This window comes from Stappia sp., assembly GCF_048261845.1.
Taxonomy (GTDB): domain Bacteria; phylum Pseudomonadota; class Alphaproteobacteria; order Rhizobiales; family Stappiaceae; genus Stappia.
The window spans coordinates 70,444-90,080 of sequence record NZ_JBLXFR010000007.1 but is presented as its reverse complement, the minus strand read 5'-3'; the positions used below and the strand labels follow the sequence as shown (position 1 = coordinate 90,080).

The following is a 19,637-nucleotide window of genomic DNA, read 5'->3' as shown; positions in this document are numbered from 1 at the left end:
ATATAGACATGTGAAATGTCATTCAGGGCACAGCCATGCCAGCCTCCGACATCGCGCTTTATGATCTGCTCCAGACAATCCGGCCGCTGCATCGGCGTGTGGCGCGGTCGGTTGCATCGCATCTGGAGGGGACGGGGATCGGCGTCGGCGCGCGTGCGGTTCTGGCCTGTCTGGCCGAAGGCGGGCCGGCCACCGTTCCTCAAGCGGGTCGCGCGCTCTTCCTGCCGCGTCAGAACGTGCAGAAATGGATGGACGAATTGCTGGCTGCCGGCCTTGTCGCCAAGCATCCCAATCCGGCCCATCGCCGCTCGCCCGTCGCCGCGCTGACGGACAAGGGCGCGGCGTTCTTCGAACGGATCCGGTCGCGCGAGCAGGCATTCCTCGCGCCGTTGGCCTCGGATCTTGATGCCGGCGATGTCGAGGCGGCCGCACGGGTGCTCTCCGCATGCCTCGCCCATTTCGCGGCATACGAGGACGATCCCGATCGGCCCGGGCCGATCGGCTGACGAAGGAGAAGGTTCATGTGGTTTGCCTTGGCCGGACTGCTCATCGCCGTCCTCATCGGGCTTTTTCTGGTCTTCCAGGCCACTGCGCGGCGGTTGGCGCGGCCCACGACCGGGTCCTTGATTGACATCGCGGCGCGGCCAGGTCGGGCTCTCCTTGTCATCGACATGCAGGAAGACTTCACCCGTGCGCAGGGAAAGCACGCCTTCGACACGGGCGCGCGTGATGACGCGCTTTCCCGTGTGCGCGATCTGGTGCATGCCGCGCACGAGGAAGGCGCGCCGGTGATCTTCCTGCGCCAGCAGTTCCGGGAATGGCCGGTGCGGCTTGTCGCCAGCCTGCTGCTTGGCGGTGCCGGCAATCCGGGGCGTGCGGGCCAGCGCATCGATCGGGCACTCGACACCCAGGGTGCCCATGTGCTTGTCAAGCATGTCGGCGACGGCTTTTCGAACCGCGAGCTGGAGCTTTTGCTGGACGAGGCGGGCGTCGGCCGGCTCCGCCTTGTCGGGCTCGACCTTGCCCATTGTGTTGCCCAGACCGCTCATGGAGCGCGCAATCGCGGCTATGCTGTTGAGATCGACGAGGCCGGCTCGCTGACAGCGGACCCTCGACGCTGGCTGCGCGAGAAGGCGGCGCTTGCCGCGCGCAACGTGCGGTTTGCGCCTTGCGTGGAACGCGGGATGCCCCATCCTGGGCGGGACATGTCCCTTGAAAGCACGGGATCCCGATGACGAACCTTGCCGACCTCGACACGCGAACCGGCCTGCCCGGCGAATTGCGTTTCCTTCTTGAGGAACATCCGCGTGGCACGTGGGAGAGCCACGACAACCTTGGCGGCCTGATGCTGTTCTGGCTGTCGCGCCACGACGGGTTTCGAACGCTCGGGGAAACGCTGTCAGAGGCGCTCGGCCGTTTTCGCGAGGGCGAGATCGCGGCGGAGCGTTTCGGCGGCTTCCTGGCACCGCGCCTGCAGCATTTTCTGGGCGAGTTGCATCACCACCACATGATCGAGGACCAGCACTATTTCCCGGTCTTCATGGCGGCCGAGACGCGGCTCTTGCGTGGGTTCGAGATCCTGGAAGGCGATCACGAACTGATCCACGAACGTATCGGGACGGTTGTCTCCCGGGCCAATGACCTGCTCGGCCTGCTCTCCGGCGGCGACCGGGATCGCATCCGCCGGGCCGCCGATCTCTACGCGGAAGACAGCGGGCGGTTGATTTCCGGCCTCATGCGCCATCTGGAGGACGAGGAGGACCTGATCGTGCCGCTCGTTCTGGAGCGGGGAGAAACGGAACTCGGCGTCGGCTGACCGGCATGCCGCCGCGCGCGAGACGGTCCAAACGAAACCGCCCCCGGCCGGTCTGTCCGGACGGGGGCGGCAATTTCGCGCGGGGAAGCGCTCTGGAAAATCGTTGAACGGCTCAGGCCGCTGCCTGGGCCTTGCGGAAGGCGTCCCGCAGCGTGTCGATCGGAAGTCGGGTTCCGTTCGTCTCCACATGCCAGAACGTCCAGCCGTTGCAGGCCTCCAGCCCCTGGACCAGGGCGCCGACCTTGTGGATGGACCCACTGTGCGTCCCGCAGGCAAGCGATCCGTCGGCCCGGACGGTGGCAACATGCCGTCCCTTCGGACAGGTGAGCCGTGCGCCGGGATCGAGAAGGCCCGCCTCCAGGAGGTTGCCGAACGGAACCCGGGGCGCGGAACGCTTGCTCTGGCTGACGCCAAGGGCCGCCTCTTCCGCCGGGGTCACGGCATCGATCCGGGCGCGTGCCGCGTCGATATAGTCCTGCTCTCGCTCGACGCCGACGAAATGGCGGCCGAGACGCTTGGCGACGGCGCCGGTGGTGCCGGTGCCGAAGAACGGGTCGAGGACCACGTCGCCCGGATTGGACGAGGCGAGAAGCACCCGGTAGAGCAGGCTTTCCGGCTTCTGCGTCGGATGAACCTTCTGTCCCCCGTCGTCTTTCAGGCGCTCGGTGCCGGTGCAGATCGGCAGGTTCCAGTCGGAGCGCATCTGGAGATCGTCGTTGAAGGTCTTCAGCGCCTCGTAGTTGAACGTGTATTTCGCATCCTTCGACGGCGAGGCCCAGATCATCGTTTCATGCGCATTGGTGAAGCGCTTGCCGCGAAAATTCGGCATCGGATTGGACTTCAGCCAGACGACATCGTTCAGGATCCAGAACCCGAGGTCCTGGAGAATGCTGCCGACGCGGAAGATGTTGTGGTAGGAGCCGATCACCCACAATCCGCCATTCGGCTTCAGCACCCGGCGCACGGCCATCAACCAGGCGCGGGTGAAGGCGTCATAGGCCTCGAAGCTGGCGAACTGGTCCCAGTGGTCGTCGCAGGCGTCCACCTTCGACTGATCGGGCCGGTGCAGGTCGCCGCCAAGCTGGAGATTGTAGGGGGGATCCGCGAACACGAGGTCCACGGAGTCCTTGGGCAACCTCTCCAGCGCGGCGACACAATCCCCCTTGAGGATGGTGTCAAGCCAAGCGGCGCTCGGCGCGGCGCCGGGCGTGGCAGGAAGGTCTCGGGAAGGGTGGGGTGCCACGCTGGGCACCCCGATACGCTGTACACTCATTGCGACGCAGAACCTCACGCAATTACGAGCATCATGGTTACCGGGCTTGGTAAATCAGCGGTTAAGGGCTCAAACAAAAAAGCTCATTTGAATCAATACTATGTTTACCAATACAGAACGGCATTCGCTGCCTGCTTCGCTTCGTTAACAGGGGCATGCAGGGAGCTTGCCGGCAGTTTTTGCCTAACGGCCTGACGGCGCTGCCGAATTCCCGGGCAGGTTGGTCGCGCCTTGCAAAATGCCATCTCCCGTCACCGGAGAGTGTTAATTTGCGGGCAGGGTGTTGCGCTGGTGAAGGGCGAGGCTGAAAAAACTTTTCAGGACCTGAAAAAATTTCATACTGGAGCGCCAGAACAAGAACGAGAAAAGAAAGGCAACTGAATGGGTATCGAATCCGCTCAGACCGGCACGGGACCGGAAGGCAGGGAACCGGAAAACACGGGACCGGAGACGACGCGAAACGAGGAGGTGTTGCATCAACCGCCCCGGATGCCGTTCGAGCCGTTTACCGACGCAAATGCCGCCGTTGCCCGCCTTCAGGAGATTTTCGAAAGCAACGCGGCCTTTCTGCGCGATGCGTTTCGGGCCTTTCTCGCCGGGGAGATACCGGAAGGGCGGGTGCGCGCCTGCTATCCGGAGATCCGCATCGTTACCGCGACTCATTCGCGTGTCGACAGCCGGCTTGCCTACGGCTTCGTTTCGGGCCCCGGCGTTCATTCGACATCGGTGACCCGGCCCGATCTCTTCACGGAGTACCTCAAGGAACAGATCGAGCTGCTGGTGCGCAATCACGATGTGCCGGTCGAGATCGGAACGGGCGACCGGCCGATCCCGCTGCATTTCGCCTTCTATGACGGCACCCATGTGGAGGGGGCGGCCGAGGTGCTGCAACGGCCTCTTGCGGACGTCTTCGACCTGCCGGATCTCTCGGTCCTGGATGATGCCATCGTCAATGGCACGTTCGAGGCGGCACCGGGACAACCGCGTCCGCTGGCGCCCTTCACGGCGCCGCGCGTCGATTATTCGCTGCACCGCCTGCAGCATTACACCGCGACGGCGGCGGAGCATTTCCAGAACTACGTGATCCTGACGAATTACCAGTTCTACATGGACGAGTTCTGCCGGTTGGCGAAGGAATTGCTCGCCGACCCGCATAGCGGCTACACGCAGTTCATCGAGCCGGGCAATGTGGTGACGCGGGCGGGAGAGCCGGAACCCGCCGATGGCGACCGTTCGGTGCGTCTGCCGCAAATGCCGGCCTATCACCTGGCCCGCGCCGGCCAGTCGGGGATCACGATGATCAACATCGGTGTCGGCCCGTCCAACGCCAAGACGATCACCGATCATGTGGCGGTGCTTCGCCCGCATGCCTGGCTGATGCTGGGTCACTGCGCCGGGCTCAGGAACAGCCAGCAGCTTGGCGATTATGTCCTCGCCCACGGTTATGTGCGCGAGGACCATGTGCTTGACGCGGACCTTCCCGCCTGGGTGCCGATCCCCCCGCTTGCCGAGGTCCAGGTGGCGCTGGAAAAGGCCGTCGAGGAAGTGACGGGATATGCCGGCTACGAGTTGAAACGGGTGATGCGCACCGGCACCGTCGCCTCCATCGACAACCGCAACTGGGAACTGCGCGACCACCGCGAGCCGGTGCAGCGCTTCTCGCAGTCGCGGGCAATCGCGCTCGACATGGAATCGGCGACCATTGCCGCCAACGGGTTCCGGTTCCGCGTGCCCTACGGAACCCTGCTTTGCGTTTCCGACAAGCCGCTTCATGGCGAGTTGAAGCTGCCCGGCATGGCGACGGATTTCTACAAGCGGCAGGTCGCCCAGCACCTGAAGATCGGCATCCTCAGCATGGAGAAACTGAGAGCCATGCCGCGCGAAAGGCTGCATTCGCGCAAGCTTCGCTCCTTCGCCGAGACCGCGTTCCAGTAGAAGGTGTCGGCCCGCCCGGCCTCAGCGAAAGGCCGGACCGTGGCACCAGCAGGTGAGGGAATGGCGGCGCCCACGCGTGACCGGCACGACCCGATGCAGCATGAAGGAAGCAAACAGCGTGGCATCGCCCGTGCCGCGCTCCGCCGCCTGCACCGCGCCCCCGAGGTTGATCTCCAGTTCGCCGCCGGCATAGCCGCAAGGGTCGCTCAGTTGCGCGACGATGGTGAGCTTGCGCCGCTGCGCGATCGGGCCGTCGCCGATATCGGAGTGCCAGTCGTAGTGACCGGCAATGCTCTCGTCATAGGAGGCGACCTGCAGCCGTTCGCTGAAATCCGTGATGGCGAAGTCGAAATGCTCGCGGTTGGCCTTTGCCACCGCCGTGACGACGCGCTCCATCACCCATGCGGCGGTTCCCGTGTCGTCGAGCCATGAGATTTCGGCGCGGCGGATATTGTGGTGGTGCAGGCCGCCGACAAGTCCTCCGGCGGTCGACTGGGCTTCTTCGGCAAGGCGGATGATCTCCGCCGCCTCGCGAGCCGAGAAAAGGGCGGGAATGGAATGCGTGAACATGGCCGAAGTCTCCGCAACGGCTTGAGGGCATGCCTTTGAAATCTTGCGACCCGGGGGCGCGCGTCTATGCGGCAGTTCCAGGCAAAGCGCAACGGCTTTGATGCGGCCGGGTGCGGCAGGCTGCGGGAACGGGGTCGCGCATGCGGGGGAACCGGGCCCGCATGCCCCGGCACCGGCCGCTATCGGACGGTGGCAGACGACCGGGGCGGGCCTCGGCGCCTCACCGCTTCAAGCCGGCTTCCACCGCCTTGCGCATCACCGTGGGCAGCGCCTCCCCGGCAAGGTCGCTCGCCGCCGACCACCAGTGCCCGCCTGGCACGGCCAGCGATGCCGAAGCCTCCGCCCGCCAGATCCCCAGCTCGAGATGAAAATGGGTGAAGGTGTGGCGCACGTCGCCGGCAATGCGCGTCCAGCGCAGCTTCAACTGACCGAGCTCCGCCGGGATGAGGGCAAGGTCGCCGGTGTCGATATCCTCGCCCCAGGCACTGACCGGCGGTTCGCTCATGCCGCCGAGCAGGCCTTTCGGCGGGCGTCTCCTCAGCAGCACGGCCCCGTCGGGGCGGGTCACGACAAACGCCATCCCGCGTCGCGTCGGCTTGGGCGCTTTCGGCGCTTTGCGCGGCAGGGTCTCGGCAATGCCGGCCGCACGCGCCGCGCAAGGCGCCGACCAGGGGCACAGGGCGCAGGCGGGACGGCGGGGGCTGCACAGGCTGGCGCCGAGATCCATCATGGCTTGGGCGAAATCGCCGGGCCGTTCCTGCGGCACGAGTTCGGCGGTGAAGGCGCGAATGTCCGGTTTGGCGGCCGGAAGCGGTGTTTCGATTGCCCTGAGCCGCGACATCACCCGCTCGACATTGCCGTCGACCACGGTCGCCGGCAGGTCGAAGGCGATCGCGGCGATGGCCGCGGCCGTGTAGGGACCGATGCCGGGCAGGGCGCGCAACGCCTCCTCGCTGTCGGGGAACCGGCTGCCATGCTCGCGCGCCACGGTTTCGGCGCAAGCCTTCAGGTTGCGGGCCCGGGAGTAATAGCCGAGCCCGGCCCATGCCTTCATGACATCGGCTTCGTCGGCGCGGGCAAGATCGTCGACCGGCGGCCAGCGCGCGGGGGAGTCGAGTAAGTAGGGGGTGGCGGCCTGGACGGTCGTCTGCTGCAGCATGATTTCCGACAGCCACACCCGGTACGGGTCGGCGCGCGTGCCGGCCTTCCGCGATCCCGGCGACACCCGCCAGGGCAGGGCGCGGGCATGGACATCGTACCAGGCAAGCAGGTCGGCAGCGAGATCGGGTGAGGAAGCAGGGTCCGGCATGGTCATCGGCAGACAGGATCGGGCGGCAAGCCGCGATTTCAAGTGCCTTTCGCATCACGGGCCCGCAGGCTTGTGGATTGGCGCGGCCATACAGCGATTGTCGGCTCGAACAACGGGGAATTGGGGCTGTCTTGTCGCAAAAGGGTCGCAATTGACGGGTGACACTCGAATGATGAGCGATTCGCAGGCAAAAGGGTCCGGACGGCCGACCGCGCGGGGACAGGGCACGCAAGCCCGGCCCTATACGCGGCGGGTGACGCGCGCGCGTCCGCTGGCCGACCTGATCGGGGCCAGCCTCGACAAGGCGTGCCGGCAGCGTGGTTTCGCCGCTTCCGACCTTGTCGCGGACTGGCCCGATATCGTCGGCGAGCGCTATGCGGGACGGGTGCAGCCTACCCGCCTCGACTGGCCGCGCGAGCGCGGCGACCGGGACGAAACCGACGTGCAGGCGCGCCCGGCCACCCTCACCGTCCAGACCGACGGTGCCACGGCGCTGATGCTGACCCACGACATGCCGCAGGTGATCGAGCGGATCAACGGCTTCTTCGGATGGGCAGCGATCGGGAGGATCCGCATCCTGCAACGGCCGCTGACCCCGCCGCGCCGCAAGGCACCGCCAAGGCTCCGGGCACTGACGAATGCGGAAGAGGCGGAACTTTCGGATGTCCTGCGCCCGGTCGAAGGAACGGCGTTGGGGGCAGCTCTTGAGAAACTCGGTCGCGCCGTGCTCGCCAAGTCCCGGTGAAGCTGCCGCTTTTCCGCTCGCGAGGTTGTGATCGGCAAGCGACGATCGCTCTTCCGGCACTCCCAAAGACGCCATATTCTGCGTGTCGGTTGACGCCTGCGTGAAAGGCGATAAACAGCCTTCTGCGGCCAGGGGCCGTTTTGCGCACGGACTTGATGCATATTCGCGACAAACGCACTGAGATGGGATAGCGCTCGTGACCTTGAACCGCCGACAGATGATCCTCCGTTCCTCCGCCGGGCTTTTGGCCGCGGGCTGCGCGCTTTCTGCGCTTCCTGCATTGGCCCAGTCGGTGGATCTCGACAAGTTGCTCGAACCTGGAACTCTGCCGGATAAAGTTCTTGGCGAGGAAGGCGCTCCCCTCACCATCGTCGAATATGCCTCGATGACCTGCGGACATTGCGCCAATTTTCACAAGGCCACCTATCCGCACCTGAAGAAGGAATACATCGAGACCGGAAAGGTGCGTTTCATTTTCCGCGAGTTTCCGCTCGACCCGGTGGCCGCCGCCGCCTTCATGCTCGCCAGATCCGTTCCGGACGAGAAATATTTTGACGTGGTCGACGTCATGTTCGCCGAGCAGCGCAACTGGGCCTTCAGCAACGATCCCTACAATTCGCTGCTGAATTTCGCCAAGCAGATCGGGTTTACACAGGAAAGCTTCGAAAAGACCCTGACGGATCAGGCTCTGCTTGACGGGATCAACGCGACGCGCGACCGTGCCTCATCGGACTTCGGCGTAAGCTCCACGCCGACCTTCTTCTTCAACGGAAACAAGGTAAGCGGTGCGATCAGTGTTGAGCAGCTCGACAAGGAAGCCGCGAAATACCTCTAGGGGGCTTGCGGCGCGAAACGTGACAGGCGCAGGCCTGCGCCGTTTCGCGCGCGCCCCTGGCCAGCTTCCGGCGGCGCTGCTTCCATGAAGTTCAACAAGCTGCGCGTCCTCGGCTTCAAGTCCTTCGTGGAACCCATGGAGTTCATCATCGGCGACGGCCTGACGGGCGTCGTCGGTCCCAACGGCTGCGGCAAGTCCAACCTTGTCGAGGCCCTGCGCTGGGTCATGGGCGAGAATTCCTACAAGAACATGCGCGCGTCCGGCATGGACGACGTGATCTTCTCCGGCAGCCTCAACCGCCCGGCCCGCAACACGGCGGAAGTCACGCTCTTTCTCGACAATGCCGACCGGACGGCGCCCAGCGGCTTCAACGATGCCGACATGCTGGAAGTGACGCGGCGCATCGAACGCGAATCCGGCTCCAACTACAAGATCAACGCCCGCGACGTGCGCGCCCGCGATGTGCAACTGCTCTTTGCCGATGCCTCCACCGGCGCGCGCTCGCCGGCCCTGGTCCGGCAGGGACAGATTGGCGAACTGATCGCGGCCAAGCCGACCTCCCGCCGGCAGATCCTGGAAGAGGCCGCCGGCATCTCGGGCTTGCATTCGCGCCGCCACGAGGCGGAACTGCGCCTGCGCGCGGCGGAACAGAACCTCGACCGGCTGGAGGATGTGCTCGTCCAGATCGACGGCCAGCTCGACAGCTTGCGCCGGCAGGCACGCCAGGCCAGCCGGTTCCGCAACCTGTCCGCCGAGATCCGCTCCGCCGAGGCCGCGCTCTATTACCTGCGCTGGGCCGACTGCCGCGACAGGCTGGCGGCCGCGGAGGCGGAGTTCGCCGAGGCCGAGGCCGGCATGCGGGACGTGGCGGCCAGGCAGGCGGAAGCGGCCAAGGCGCAGGCGATCGCGTCCTACAAGGTGCCGGAGGCGCGCGATGCGGCCGCTTGCGCCGGTGCGGCGGTGCAAAGGCTCGTCCTGGCGCGCAACGAGCTTGACGGGGAAGAGCGCCGGGTGCGCGAACGGCTCTCCGATCTTGCCGGGCGCCTGCAGCAGCTTCATCAGGACATTGCCCGCGAACAGGCGCTGATCTCCGAAAACGACGAGCATCTCTCCCGTCTCGCCGAGGAAGAAGAGGAGCTTCGCGGCGAGGCGCTGGCCGAGGAGGAAAGTGCTGCGGAGGCGGCGCTGCTGGTCGAGGCGGCGAACGAGGCGGTGCAGGCGGCGGAGGAGCGGCTTGCCTCGTTGACCGGCGAACAGGCCGCGATCCACGCAAGGCGGCAGCAACTGGCCGAGGCGCATCAGGCAGCCCGGCAGCGATCCGAACGGCTTGCCCGCCAGCATGATGAGGCCGCAACCCAGCTTGCCGGCCTGCAGGACGAACTGGAAGGGGCGCCGGATCTCGAACTGGGCCGCGAGGCGCTGATCGTTGCCGAGGAGCGGCTCGACGCGGCGGAGGAACTGGCGCTGTCGGCCGAGGAGCGCACGCGGTCCGCACGCACCGGGCTGGAAGCGGCGCGCCTGCCGCTTACCGAGGCCGAGGCGGAACTTTCCCGGCTGGAGACCGAAGCGCGCACCCTCGCCGACGTGCTCGCCGCAGGACAGGTTGGCGACTGGCCGCCGGTCGTCGACGCGATGTCGGCGGTTCCCGGATACGAGATGGCGCTGGGCGCGGCGCTTGGCGAGGATCTCGACGCCCCTCTCGGGGGGGACGCGCCGATGCACTGGACGGACCTTGGCGAGGCGGGGCGCGAAGCCGACCCGGCCCTCCCGGAGGGGGTCGAGGCGCTCGCCGGCTTCATCAAGGCGCCGGACGCATTGGCGCGGCGGCTTGCCCAGATCGGTGTCGTCGAGGCCGAGGCCGGCGCGCGCCTGGCTCCGCTCCTGCGTCCCGGACAAAGGCTGGTCAGCCGGGAGGGGGCCGTGTGGCGCTGGGACGGCTTCACGATCGCGGCCGACGCGCCGACGGCTGCTGCCCAGCGTCTGGCGCGCAAGAACCGCCTGGCCGCGCTGGAAACGGAGATTGCCGCCGGAGGGGAGCGCCTGACCGGGTTGCGTGCGGCGTTCGACGACGCCGGTGCACGGCTTGCGCGCGCGGGGGAGGCGGAGGACGCTGCCCGCCAGGAGGTCAAGGCCGCGCGCGGGGCGGCGGATGCCGCGCGCCAGGAGGTGCTGCGCCTTGAGCGGGCCCATGCGGAGGCCGAAGCCAGGCTGGCGGGCCTGCGCGAGAGTGTCGAGCGGCTGGAAACCGATCTTGGCGAGGCGCGCGAGGCGGTGGAGACCGCCGAGGCGGCGCTTGCGGAGATTGCAGGTGACGGTGACCTGTCGCGCGCGATCGATACGGCCCGGGCGGAGGCCGCCGAGGCGCGGGCCGCCTTGTCGCGCGAGCGGGCTGCCGCCGAGGGTCTTGCCCGGGAGGCGGACATGCGCCGCCGCCGGGTGGAGGCGATCGGCCGCGAGCGGGCAAGCTGGGTACAGCGTGCCTCCGGCGCGCGCCAGCAGATCGGGATACTGGGCGAGCGCATCGAAACGGCGGAAGAAGAGCGCGCCGCGCTGGTCGAGGCGCCGGAGGATATCGAACTGAAGCGCCGCGCGCTGCTGTCCGAGATCTCCGCCGCCGAGGAAGCGCGCCGGGCCGCGGACGATCTTCTGGTGGCCGCCGAGACGGCGCAGCGTGCCGCCGATGCGGATGCGCAGACCGCGCTTTCGCAACTTGGAGACGCGCGCGAGCGCCGCATCCGCGCGGAAGAACGGCTGACGGCGGCGCGCGGGCGCAAGGAGGAGGTCGAGGCACGGATCGACGAGGCGCTTGAAGCGGCGGTTTCGGAACTGCCGGGGCTGGCCGGCCTGAAGGAGGGGGCGCCGCTGCCTGAACCCGACGGCATCGAGCGGCGGGTCGAGAGACTGAAGGCCGAGCGGGAGCGCCTGGGCGGCGTCAACCTGCGCGCCGAGGACGAACTGTCCGAGATCGAGACGCAGCGCGGCACCCTGGTCGGCGAGCGCGACGACCTGATCGAGGCGATCAAGCGGCTGCGGGGCGCGATCTCCAATATCAACCGGGAGGCGCGCGAACGCCTGCTTGCCGCTTTCGAGACGGTCAACGCGCAGTTCCAGCGCCTGTTCACCCATCTGTTCGGCGGCGGCACGGCCGAGCTGCAGCTCGTCGACGCGGAAGATCCGCTCGACGCGGGGCTTGAGATCATTGCCCGTCCGCCCGGCAAGAAACCCCAGACCATGACCCTGCTGTCGGGCGGCGAGCAGGCACTTACCGCCATGGCGCTGATCTTCGCCGTCTTCCTCACCAATCCGGCGCCGATCTGCGTGCTCGACGAGGTCGACGCGCCGCTCGACGATGCCAATGTCGAGCGCTATTGCGACCTGCTCGACGAGATGACCCGTTCGACCGCCACCCGCTTCGTCGTCATCACCCACAATCCGATCACCATGGCGCGAATGAACCGCCTGTTCGGTGTGACCATGGCGGAGCGCGGCGTTTCGCAACTCGTGTCCGTCGATCTGGATACCGCCGAGCGGTTCCGCGAAGCGGGCTAGGGGCATCGGCAAGGCTTGCGCGAGAGGGCTGCGGAAATGGCGCGATTCGCGGCTTTCCAACCGACCCGCGCGCCGGGGCTTCGGGATGCGGCACGCCGGTGCAACGGGGGAAAGCGAGGAAAGCCCAAGGATATGCGGCTTGCGCGGGCATCGGGCCTGGCGGTTGCGGAAGCGATGAATCAGCGCGCTGGAGGTTTGCATGGCAAGGCGCGACGAACGGCCGTCGCACCGCATTGCGACATCGCCGCGCGCCCTCCGCTGGAAAAGCTCGCGCACGCCATGTTCTGTCTCCGTTTGTGCATTGAATTCAATGCGTTAAGCTTATCGCAAGCGTTCTTGACAGGTGCTGGGGTGCCGACTATGGTGCGCCCGGCTTCCAAGGGCAGGTGGCGCGGGCCGGTGCGTATCTAGGAAAGGGGACGGCGAGTGGTGTCTCCCGACGAGAACGGGCCAGACAAGGGTCAACGGTCCACGGAAGCGGAACTGTCCGAGCGAAAGAACCGGCTGGTGCGCTCGCTTGAGGAACGAACGACGAAGTCCGCCGAGGCGGACAAGCGTGCGTCCTCCGGTGCGGGCCAGGGTTACGCGCAGGCCATGAAGCTGTCGACGGAGTTCGTCGCGGGCATTCTGGTTGGTGCGGCCATCGGCTGGATGTTCGACAAGGGTCTCGGTACAAGCCCCTGGGGCTTGATCGTTTTCCTGCTGTTGGGCTTTGTCGCGGGCGTTTTGAATGTCCTTCGTTCCGCCGGTTTGATGGCGGAGCAGAAGGACAGGATGAACGACGGATAGTTTGAGACAGGAAATCATGGCGCTTTTGCGCAGACAGGTATGGCGCGTGCGCGCGAAATGCGACCGCTAAAGAGGGGCCGACCCGGTGGCGAACGATCCGATCTCCCAGTTCAAGATCATCAATCTCGTCCCGATCGAGGTTGGTGGCCTCGATCTGTCCTTCACCAATTCCGCCCTGTTCATGGTCGCCACCACGGCCGTTGTCGCGACGTTCCTGATGCTGTCGACCGGTGGTCGTGGCCTCGTCCCGGGGCGCTGGCAGTCCCTGGCGGAAATGTCCTACGAGTTTGTCGCCAACACATTGCGAAGTTCGGCCGGCAACGAGGGGATGCGGTTCTTCCCGCTGGTGTTTTCGCTCTTCATGTTCGTGCTGATCGCCAACCTGATCGGCATGTTCCCCTACTTCTTCACCGTCACCAGCCACCTGATCGTCACCTTCGCGCTGGCCATGCTGGTCATCGGCACCGTGATGATCTACGGCTTCGCCAAGCACGGTGTGAAATTTCTGAAGCTGTTCACCCCGGACGGCGTGCCGCCGGCACTGTTCTTCCTGGTGACGCCGATCGAGATCATCTCGTTCCTGTCGCGCCCGGTCAGCCTCTCGGTCCGTCTCTTCGCCAACATGCTGGCGGGACACATCACCCTGAAGGTCTTCGCCGGCTTCGTCACCTCGCTGATCGCGGCGGAAGGCCTGGGCATCTTCGGCCCGCTCGTCTCGATCCTGCCGCTGGCGATGACGGTCGCGCTGACCGGCCTGGAGTTCCTCGTGGCCTTCCTGCAGGCCTACGTGTTCACGGTTCTGACTTGCATGTACCTCAACGATGCGCTGCATCCGAGCCACTAGAAGTCAGTTTGGTTCGGCTCCGCAATAAGGCGGAGCCGTCGTTTCGTCGCTGAAAAACTTATCTCAAGGAGCAAGTGTCATGGAAGCTGAAGCAGCAAAGTACATCGGTGCAGGTCTCGCCTGTCTCGGCATGGCCGGTACGGCTCTCGGCCTCGGCAACATCTTCGGCAGCTACCTGTCGGGCGCCCTGCGCAACCCGTCTGCAGCTGATGGCCAGTTCGGCCGCCTCATCTTCGGTTTCGCCGTGACCGAGGCGCTCGGCATTTTCTCGCTTCTCGTCGCTCTTCTCCTGCTCTTCGCCGTCTGATCCACGACGTCGAACTGCGTCAGCGACGCAAATTTTCCGGCCGGGCGCATGACGCGCCCGGCCGGCGCTTCGCGCGAGGCGCGATGCGAGCATGGCTGCGGCATTGGAGATGATAATGGCCACGACCGGCGCCGAGACCCAACACGGCAGCACCAACGCTGTCATCGAGATCCCGGCCGACGAGCATTCGGTCGGCACGTTCCCTCCTTTCGACGGAACCACTTACGCGTCTCAGATCCTGTGGCTGGCGATTACCTTCGGCCTGCTCTACTGGATCATGAGCAAGGTTGCCCTGCCGCGTATCAGCGGCATCCTCGAGGATCGCCGCGACCGCATCGCGGGCGATATCGCGGAAGCAAACCGTCTGAACGAAGAGAGCAACGCCGCGATCGCCGCCTATGAGCAGGCCCTGGCGGAAGCGCGTGCCAACGCGCACAAGATCGCGCAGGAAACCCGCGACAAGCTGAAGAGCGACGTCGATGCCCGCCGGGCCGCGACCGAAAGCGATCTTGCAGCGAAGCTGGCGGAAGCCGAGACCCGGATCGGCGACATCAAGCGCGCCGCGCTTGACAATGTCGGCGAGATCGCCACCGGCACCACGTCGGAACTGGTCGAGGCCCTGATCGGCAAGGCGCCGACCAAGACCGAACTTACCAAGGCCGTCGATACGGCGATGAAGTGAGGACAGCCTGATGGACGCTTCAGCATGGGCTCTGGTCGGCCTCGTCATCTTTCTCGGCCTGATCGCCTATTTCAAAATCCCGGCGACGATCGGTGCGTCGCTCGACAAGCGCGCTGACACGATCCGCAAGGAACTCGAGGATGCCCGCCGGCTGCGCGAAGAGGCCCAGTCCCTGCTTGCGGACTACCAGCGCCGCCGCCAGGAGGCCGTTTCCGAGGCCGAGGGTATTGTCGCGGAAGCCAAGCGCGAGGCGGATCGCCTGACGCTTGAGGCGAACACCGCGCTTGAGGAAATGATTTCGCGCCGTACCACTGCGGCCGAACGCAAGATCGCCCAGGCCGAGAGCCAGGCGATTGCCGAGGTGCGTGGCCGTGCCGCGGACATCGCGATCGCCGCCGCCGAGACGATCCTTTCCAAGAAGGTCTCGGGCGCCGTTGGCGACGATCTTCTGGCCAAGAGCATCGAGGAAGTGAAGGCGCGTCTCAACTGAGGCGTCTTCATCTCTGGTGAATTGAGACGGCCCCGCAAGGGGCCGTTTTCGTTTGAGACGGGCAGCGCCGGTTCAGGCCCCGCCTTCCAGACAGGCGCGCACCGGACGGAAGCTCCGGCGATGCAGGGGGCAGGGGCCGAGCCGGGCAAGTGCTTCAGCATGGGTGGCCGTGCCATAGCCCTTGTGCGCCGCAAAGCCGTATCCGGGCCATATCCCGTCCATTCGCGTCATCAGCCTGTCGCGGGCAACCTTGGCAACGATCGAGGCGGCGGCGATGCACAGGATGCGCGCATCCCCCTTCACCACGGCCTGAGCGGGACAAGGCAATCCCGGCGGCACGTCGCGCCCGTCGATCAGGCACGCGGCGGGAGGTGTCGAACACGCCCGTGCCGCCCGTGTCATGGCCTCCAGTGTCGCCGCGCGGATGTTCAGCGCATCGATGCGTGCCGGGGAGGCAAAGGCGACCGCGACGGTCGCGCTGGCGAGGATCTCGTCGTAGAGCCGCTCTCGCTCGCGTCCGGTCAGCGCCTTGGAATCGTCCAGCCCCCTGGGCAGTGCCCTGTGGTCGAGAATGACGGCGGCAACGCTGACGGGCCCCGCCCACGGGCCTCGGCCGGCCTCGTCGATCCCGGCAAGCCGGCCCTCGAAATCCGCGGCCAGACGCGCCTCCTTTCTCGGCGAGAGGCGGGAGGGGAGATCAAGTTGCAGGGCCGTCTGGAGCGAAAAGACCATGGCGCATCGTCGGCGGCGAGCCGGTGCGTCGCAAGTCGCGGCACGCCCTCATCCACGGGAAGTTGTCATGGTCCAGGCCCGGCTTGCCGAAGGACGCTCAGAAAAGCTGCAGCTGGACCCCGCCGGCGGTCGGCCGGATGAAGGCGTCGGTTGCAAGCGGCTTGCGCGTCCTGTTCAGCCCGAGCCGTTTGCAGGCGAGCGCGAAGCGGTTGGCGAGCTGTTTCGCATAGGGCCCTTCTCCCCGCATGCGCTTGCCCCACTCCGCGTCATAGTCCTTGCCGCCACGCATCGAGCGGATCAGGTTCATGACATGGCGGTAGCTGTCGGGACGATGGCGCAGCAACCAGTCGCGAAACAGCGGGCTGACCTCGATCGGCAGTCGCAGCAGGATGTATCCGGCCCCGGTGGCGCCGTGTTCCGAAGCGGCGTCCAGTATCCGTTCCATTTCCGAATCGGTCAGGGCCGGAATGACCGGCGCCACCATCACCGAGGTCGGTATGCCCGCCTCGGAAAGGCCGCGGACCGCGTCCAGGCGCTTCTGGGGCGTTGCCGCGCGCGGCTCCATCGTCCGTGCCAGCTTCCGGTCGAGAGTGGTGATCGAAAGGGCGACACGCGCCAGACCTCGCCCGGCCATCGATGCGAGGATGTCGGCATCGCGCAGCACCAGCGCCGACTTGGTGACGATCCCGACCGGATGGTTGCACTTGTCGAGCACGGTCAGGATGTCGCGCATCAGCTTCTGCTCCCGCTCGACCGGTTGATAGGGATCTGTGTTGGTGCCGATGGCGATCGTACGCGGTGTGTATCCGGGACGCGACAATTCGCGCTCCAGAAGTTCGGCGGCATTCGGCTTGACCGTCAGGCGGGTCTCGAAATCCAGCCCCGGCGACAGGCCGATATAGGCATGGCTCGGCCGGGCGAAGCAGTAGACGCAGCCATGTTCGCACCCCCGATAGGGATTGATGGAACGGTCGAAGGAAATGTCGGGCGATTCGTTGCGTGTGATGATCGTCCGGGCGCGCTCCTCCTGCAGAAAGGTCTTGAAAGGCGGCAGCGTTTCAAGGGTTCCCCAGCCGTCGTCGAAGGCCTCGACGCTCTCGCGCTCGTAGCGGCCGGCCATGTTGAGGCCGGCTCCGCGCCCGCGTCCGCGATGCGCGTCTATATCGGCAATGTCGCTCTTGCCGTCGCTCGTCGGGGAAAGGTCGGGCTTCACCTTCTTGGCACGCATGCCTGTCGCCTGCTCCGCTGTCGTCCTGGATGGATCTGGCTGGAACATATCAGGAACAAAAGCGACTGAGAACCGGATTCCGCATCGAAACCCTCTTCCAGGGACAGATGCCCCGGGGTTTTTAACCGGTGAGGAGCGACCGCCCCGCCTGGCGTACCAGACGGGGCGGCGGCATCAGCAGTGACGAACGGGGAGGGGGTTACCCGCCACTGCCGGCAAGGACGGCGAACTCGGCCTCAGACAGTGAACCGTTGCGGTCGGCGTCGGCTGCGGAGAAGGCCTCCATCGTGATTTCGGGCGCGACCGCCGTCACCTCGGCATAGGTCAGGTCGCCGCTTTGGTCGGCATCGATGTCCGCGAAGCTGGCTCCCTGCGCGATGGCCGTCCCGGCAAAGGCAAGGGCGGCGAGAGCTACGAGCGTTCTCTTCATGGTCAGACTCCTTCCGGTTCTGGTTGGCCATGAGTTCGAGGCAGCCAACCGGTGAACGACGTTGGCCGTCCACGGGAAGCAAGGTGAAGTTGAATTTTGCGGTAAACGCGCCTGAGAAAAGGTAAAATCGGGAAAACAAGATGACAATATCTGGGTTATGAGATCTGATCTGCATTTATTTTCGAAATATTGAAAATTAATTTGGCGCTTAGTGCCGTGATTTTGCGGCAATAATCAAAATACATCGTAAATAGTTACAATGAAACTTGTGTTTATTCAGAACAATAGGAGGCTCCGACAGCTTTACATGGTGCCCTGCGATGCGCGTAGCGTCTCGCTCGGGCGTTCTCCATAGGCCTGGCGATAGGCCTGCGCCGCACGTCCCAGATGTGAAAAGCCGCAGGCGTGAATGAGCTCGGTCACGCTGTGCCGGTCGCTGTCGCGGGACAGAAGACGCTCGCGAAGGAGGGCGAGGCGGCGCGTTTCCAGTGTCGCGGTGATCGTTTCCCCGCGATATCGGCGAAAGGCTGCCTGCAGCGCCCGGACGGAGCAACCGCAATGACGGGCGAGGTCCGTCACATCAAGCGGGTTCTCAAGATGGGCGTCGAGATAATCGAGTGCCCGGGCGATGCGAGCCGGGGGCAGGGGCGTGCCGTTGTCGCTCTTCAGCAGCAACAGGCGGCGGTTGCTGTCCTGGTTCCAGATCAGGGCCTGGGCAATCGTGCCGCCGATCCGCTCCAGCACGCCTCTGCTTTCGCAGTCGCCCGTTTCCGCGCAGACGGCCAGCCGGGAAACCTGGGCGAAGAGCGTGCGGCCGAAGTCGCTGTCGAGCCGCACCCGGGGTGAGAACACCAACTCGCCGACCTCGTCCTGGAGGAGCTCCGAGACGGCGGCCTCGATCGGCGCGCGGTCGAGCATGAGGATCAGCTGACCGCAGGACGCGCGCCAGTGCATGAGGGAAGGCTGCGTCGGCGACAGGAGCGAGGCCGCCAGCCCGGGGCTCGTCTCGGTCGTCCTGCCGCCGCAGCGGATCTCGGCGGCGCCCCTCAGCGGGATCTGCAAGAGGAAGAAGCGTTCGAGGTAACCCGGATCGATCTCGACGTCCCCGCCATAGGCGACGTAGTTGATGGATCCGCCGGGAAAGCGGCAATGATTGTGAAGCGCGTTGAACCCCGGAGCCCGGTCAAGCGGCCGGAGCCGGTGCGCGCAGAAAATGCGGCCGACCTGTTCGGCCGCCTGGTGGACGTCCCGCGTCGCCACCTTCCCATAGTCGGCAAGCGGCACGCGCGCACCCGTCATGGTGCACCCGTCATGGCAAATCCGTCCTCTGGAAGCGGACCGTTTTCAGTCCTTGTTGGGGCAAAGCCTAGCACGGCCCCCCAGGCGCGTCATCCGCGTCGGTGAGCCGACAAAATGCGCGGCAGACGTCGTTCTGCGGACAGGAGCGGCGTTTCGCGGATAGACGCCGCCCGGCGATGCGCGCTTTCATTGAAGGCGCAAAAAGGGTCGGCGCCGCGAAGGGACGCGCCTGCACGACCCGCACCAGAGGACGGATGCGCGCGAGGCGCGCCAGACGGGAGGCTTCCAATGAGCAAGGCAATCGCCAACATGGTGAAGGTCAACACCGATCCGGGCATCACCCGCGCCGGAACCGGCCACGACGGTGTCGAGTGGAGCATTCTCGGCCACACCTACTGGATGAAGACCGAGGGCGAGGCTTGCTTCTCCTTCGAGACGCTCGACCCTCCGGGCACGTTCGTGCCGCCGCACATTCACCCGACCCAGGACGAGTTCATCTACGTGCTGGAGGGCCGGTTCGATCTCTATCTCGACGGGCAGCATCATCAGGCACATCCGGGCGATGTCGTGCGCATGCCGATGGGCATTCCCCATGGCTATTACAATCTCACCGACAAGCCGGCACGGGCGATTTTCTGGGTCAGTCCCGCGCGCCGCCTGCGCGAACTCTTCGACAACCTGCACAATCTGGGCGACCCGGCGGAGGTCGTGCGCCAATCGGCGCTGCGCGAGGTCTTCTTCCTCAAGCCCGAGGACATGGTCTTCGATCCGCTGGAACTGAAGGTCTGACGCCGGGCTTCTCGT

The 19,637-nt window shown here is 65.8% G+C and carries 20 protein-coding genes; 13 read left to right on the top strand and 7 right to left on the bottom strand.

Annotated features, from left to right (window positions below; all coding sequences use genetic code 11):
* Positions 1 to 35 precede the first annotated feature (35 nt).
* Genes ACN0T5_RS05255 through ACN0T5_RS05245 form a run of 3 tightly spaced genes read left to right on the top strand, consistent with a single transcriptional unit; the run spans position 36 to position 1,816 of the window.
* Positions 36 to 506 carry a MarR family winged helix-turn-helix transcriptional regulator gene (locus ACN0T5_RS05255; protein WP_417767566.1) on the top strand — a complete coding sequence of 157 codons (471 nt, stop codon included), beginning with the start codon at positions 36 to 38 and terminating at the stop codon, positions 504 to 506.
* 15 nt (positions 507 to 521) lie between these two features.
* A complete protein-coding gene (locus ACN0T5_RS05250; RefSeq protein WP_417767565.1) occupies positions 522 to 1,235 on the top strand; it encodes a cysteine hydrolase in 714 nt (237 codons plus the stop codon).
* Positions 1,232 to 1,816 (top strand): hemerythrin domain-containing protein, encoded by a 585-nt coding sequence (locus ACN0T5_RS05245; protein WP_417767564.1) that lies wholly within the window; start codon positions 1,232 to 1,234, stop codon positions 1,814 to 1,816. Before ACN0T5_RS05250 ends, ACN0T5_RS05245 begins: the two co-directional genes overlap by 4 nt.
* Before the next feature lie 112 nt (positions 1,817 to 1,928).
* On the opposite strand, the gene ACN0T5_RS05240 is transcribed toward ACN0T5_RS05245, so the two are convergent.
* Entirely contained in the window at positions 1,929 to 3,089 is a 1,161-nt protein-coding gene (locus tag ACN0T5_RS05240; protein ID WP_417767563.1) for a site-specific DNA-methyltransferase, read from the bottom strand.
* A gap of 489 nt (positions 3,090 to 3,578) precedes the next feature.
* Between ACN0T5_RS05240 and ACN0T5_RS05235 the strand changes: the two genes are divergently transcribed.
* Positions 3,579 to 5,024 carry an AMP nucleosidase gene (locus tag ACN0T5_RS05235; RefSeq protein WP_417767587.1) on the top strand — a complete coding sequence of 482 codons (1,446 nt, stop codon included), beginning with the start codon at positions 3,579 to 3,581 and terminating at the stop codon, positions 5,022 to 5,024.
* Between the two features lie 21 nt (positions 5,025 to 5,045).
* Here ACN0T5_RS05235 and ACN0T5_RS05230 read toward each other — a convergent pair whose 3' ends face one another.
* Positions 5,046 to 5,594: a 2OG-Fe(II) oxygenase gene (locus ACN0T5_RS05230; RefSeq protein ID WP_417767562.1), complete on the bottom strand. Its 549-nt coding sequence runs from the start codon at positions 5,592 to 5,594 to the stop codon at positions 5,046 to 5,048.
* Between the two features lie 220 nt (positions 5,595 to 5,814).
* Positions 5,815 to 6,909 (bottom strand): A/G-specific adenine glycosylase, encoded by a 1,095-nt coding sequence (locus ACN0T5_RS05225; RefSeq protein ID WP_417767561.1) that lies wholly within the window; start codon positions 6,907 to 6,909, stop codon positions 5,815 to 5,817.
* A gap of 163 nt (positions 6,910 to 7,072) precedes the next feature.
* Between ACN0T5_RS05225 and ACN0T5_RS05220 the strand changes: the two genes are divergently transcribed.
* The 8 genes from ACN0T5_RS05220 (at position 7,073) to ACN0T5_RS05185 (ending at position 15,144) form a co-directional block, all read left to right on the top strand.
* Entirely contained in the window at positions 7,073 to 7,648 is a 576-nt protein-coding gene (locus ACN0T5_RS05220; protein ID WP_417767560.1) for a DUF721 domain-containing protein, read from the top strand.
* 196 nt (positions 7,649 to 7,844) lie between these two features.
* Complete coding sequence (locus ACN0T5_RS05215) at positions 7,845 to 8,483, top strand: DsbA family protein (protein WP_417767559.1); 639 nt, start codon at positions 7,845 to 7,847, stop codon at positions 8,481 to 8,483.
* 84 nt (positions 8,484 to 8,567) lie between these two features.
* A complete protein-coding gene (gene smc, locus ACN0T5_RS05210; RefSeq protein ID WP_417767558.1) occupies positions 8,568 to 12,032 on the top strand; it encodes a chromosome segregation protein SMC in 3,465 nt (1,154 codons plus the stop codon).
* Between the two features lie 426 nt (positions 12,033 to 12,458).
* Positions 12,459 to 12,821 (top strand): AtpZ/AtpI family protein, encoded by a 363-nt coding sequence (locus tag ACN0T5_RS05205; protein WP_417767557.1) that lies wholly within the window; start codon positions 12,459 to 12,461, stop codon positions 12,819 to 12,821.
* An 85-nt stretch (positions 12,822 to 12,906) separates the two neighbouring features.
* Entirely contained in the window at positions 12,907 to 13,665 is a 759-nt protein-coding gene (locus ACN0T5_RS05200) for a F0F1 ATP synthase subunit A (RefSeq protein ID WP_417767556.1), read from the top strand.
* Between the two features lie 79 nt (positions 13,666 to 13,744).
* Positions 13,745 to 13,972, top strand: a complete 228-nt coding sequence (locus ACN0T5_RS05195) for a F0F1 ATP synthase subunit C (RefSeq protein WP_067220716.1) — start codon at positions 13,745 to 13,747, stop codon at positions 13,970 to 13,972.
* A gap of 91 nt (positions 13,973 to 14,063) precedes the next feature.
* A complete protein-coding gene (locus ACN0T5_RS05190) occupies positions 14,064 to 14,654 on the top strand; it encodes a F0F1 ATP synthase subunit B (RefSeq protein WP_417767555.1) in 591 nt (196 codons plus the stop codon).
* 10 nt (positions 14,655 to 14,664) lie between these two features.
* Positions 14,665 to 15,144 (top strand): ATP F0F1 synthase subunit B, encoded by a 480-nt coding sequence (locus ACN0T5_RS05185; RefSeq protein ID WP_417767554.1) that lies wholly within the window; start codon positions 14,665 to 14,667, stop codon positions 15,142 to 15,144.
* Positions 15,145 to 15,216: 72 nt separating this feature from the next.
* On the opposite strand, the gene ACN0T5_RS05180 is transcribed toward ACN0T5_RS05185, so the two are convergent.
* From ACN0T5_RS05180 to ACN0T5_RS05165, 4 genes are all read right to left on the bottom strand, one after another.
* Positions 15,217 to 15,876: a ribonuclease HII gene (locus tag ACN0T5_RS05180; RefSeq protein ID WP_417767553.1), complete on the bottom strand. Its 660-nt coding sequence runs from the start codon at positions 15,874 to 15,876 to the stop codon at positions 15,217 to 15,219.
* Positions 15,877 to 15,973: 97 nt separating this feature from the next.
* Positions 15,974 to 17,104 (bottom strand): PA0069 family radical SAM protein, encoded by a 1,131-nt coding sequence (locus ACN0T5_RS05175; protein ID WP_417767552.1) that lies wholly within the window; start codon positions 17,102 to 17,104, stop codon positions 15,974 to 15,976.
* Between the two features lie 199 nt (positions 17,105 to 17,303).
* On the bottom strand, positions 17,304 to 17,534 hold the full coding sequence (locus tag ACN0T5_RS05170) for a hypothetical protein (protein WP_417767551.1): 231 nt from the start codon (positions 17,532 to 17,534) through the stop codon (positions 17,304 to 17,306).
* A 303-nt stretch (positions 17,535 to 17,837) separates the two neighbouring features.
* The gene (locus ACN0T5_RS05165; protein ID WP_417767550.1) at positions 17,838 to 18,833 is read right to left on the bottom strand and encodes a helix-turn-helix domain-containing protein; all 996 of its coding nucleotides are present in this window, start codon (positions 18,831 to 18,833) and stop codon (positions 17,838 to 17,840) included.
* A gap of 288 nt (positions 18,834 to 19,121) precedes the next feature.
* Here ACN0T5_RS05165 and ACN0T5_RS05160 point away from each other — a divergent pair, with 288 nt between their 5' ends.
* Positions 19,122 to 19,622 (top strand): cupin domain-containing protein, encoded by a 501-nt coding sequence (locus ACN0T5_RS05160; RefSeq protein WP_417767549.1) that lies wholly within the window; start codon positions 19,122 to 19,124, stop codon positions 19,620 to 19,622.
* The last annotated feature ends 15 nt before the right edge of the window (positions 19,623 to 19,637 follow it).

Coding starts and splice junctions, on each gene's coding strand:
- ACN0T5_RS05255 (WP_417767566.1), top strand. CDS start 36: ATGCCAGCCTCCGACATCGCGCTTTATGATCTGCTCCAGACAATCCGG.
- ACN0T5_RS05250 (WP_417767565.1), top strand. CDS start 522: ATGTGGTTTGCCTTGGCCGGACTGCTCATCGCCGTCCTCATCGGGCTT.
- ACN0T5_RS05245 (WP_417767564.1), top strand. CDS start 1,232: ATGACGAACCTTGCCGACCTCGACACGCGAACCGGCCTGCCCGGCGAA.
- ACN0T5_RS05240 (WP_417767563.1), bottom strand. CDS start 3,089: ATGAGTGTACAGCGTATCGGGGTGCCCAGCGTGGCACCCCACCCTTCC.
- ACN0T5_RS05235 (WP_417767587.1), top strand. CDS start 3,579: ATGCCGTTCGAGCCGTTTACCGACGCAAATGCCGCCGTTGCCCGCCTT.
- ACN0T5_RS05230 (WP_417767562.1), bottom strand. CDS start 5,594: ATGTTCACGCATTCCATTCCCGCCCTTTTCTCGGCTCGCGAGGCGGCG.
- ACN0T5_RS05225 (WP_417767561.1), bottom strand. CDS start 6,909: ATGACCATGCCGGACCCTGCTTCCTCACCCGATCTCGCTGCCGACCTG.
- ACN0T5_RS05220 (WP_417767560.1), top strand. CDS start 7,073: ATGATGAGCGATTCGCAGGCAAAAGGGTCCGGACGGCCGACCGCGCGG.
- smc (WP_417767558.1), top strand. CDS start 8,568: ATGAAGTTCAACAAGCTGCGCGTCCTCGGCTTCAAGTCCTTCGTGGAA.
- ACN0T5_RS05195 (WP_067220716.1), top strand. CDS start 13,745: ATGGAAGCTGAAGCAGCAAAGTACATCGGTGCAGGTCTCGCCTGTCTC.
- ACN0T5_RS05190 (WP_417767555.1), top strand. CDS start 14,064: ATGGCTGCGGCATTGGAGATGATAATGGCCACGACCGGCGCCGAGACC.
- ACN0T5_RS05185 (WP_417767554.1), top strand. CDS start 14,665: ATGGACGCTTCAGCATGGGCTCTGGTCGGCCTCGTCATCTTTCTCGGC.
- ACN0T5_RS05180 (WP_417767553.1), bottom strand. CDS start 15,876: ATGGTCTTTTCGCTCCAGACGGCCCTGCAACTTGATCTCCCCTCCCGC.
- ACN0T5_RS05175 (WP_417767552.1), bottom strand. CDS start 17,104: ATGCGTGCCAAGAAGGTGAAGCCCGACCTTTCCCCGACGAGCGACGGC.
- ACN0T5_RS05170 (WP_417767551.1), bottom strand. CDS start 17,534: ATGAAGAGAACGCTCGTAGCTCTCGCCGCCCTTGCCTTTGCCGGGACG.
- ACN0T5_RS05165 (WP_417767550.1), bottom strand. CDS start 18,833: ATGACGGGTGCGCGCGTGCCGCTTGCCGACTATGGGAAGGTGGCGACG.
- ACN0T5_RS05160 (WP_417767549.1), top strand. CDS start 19,122: ATGAGCAAGGCAATCGCCAACATGGTGAAGGTCAACACCGATCCGGGC.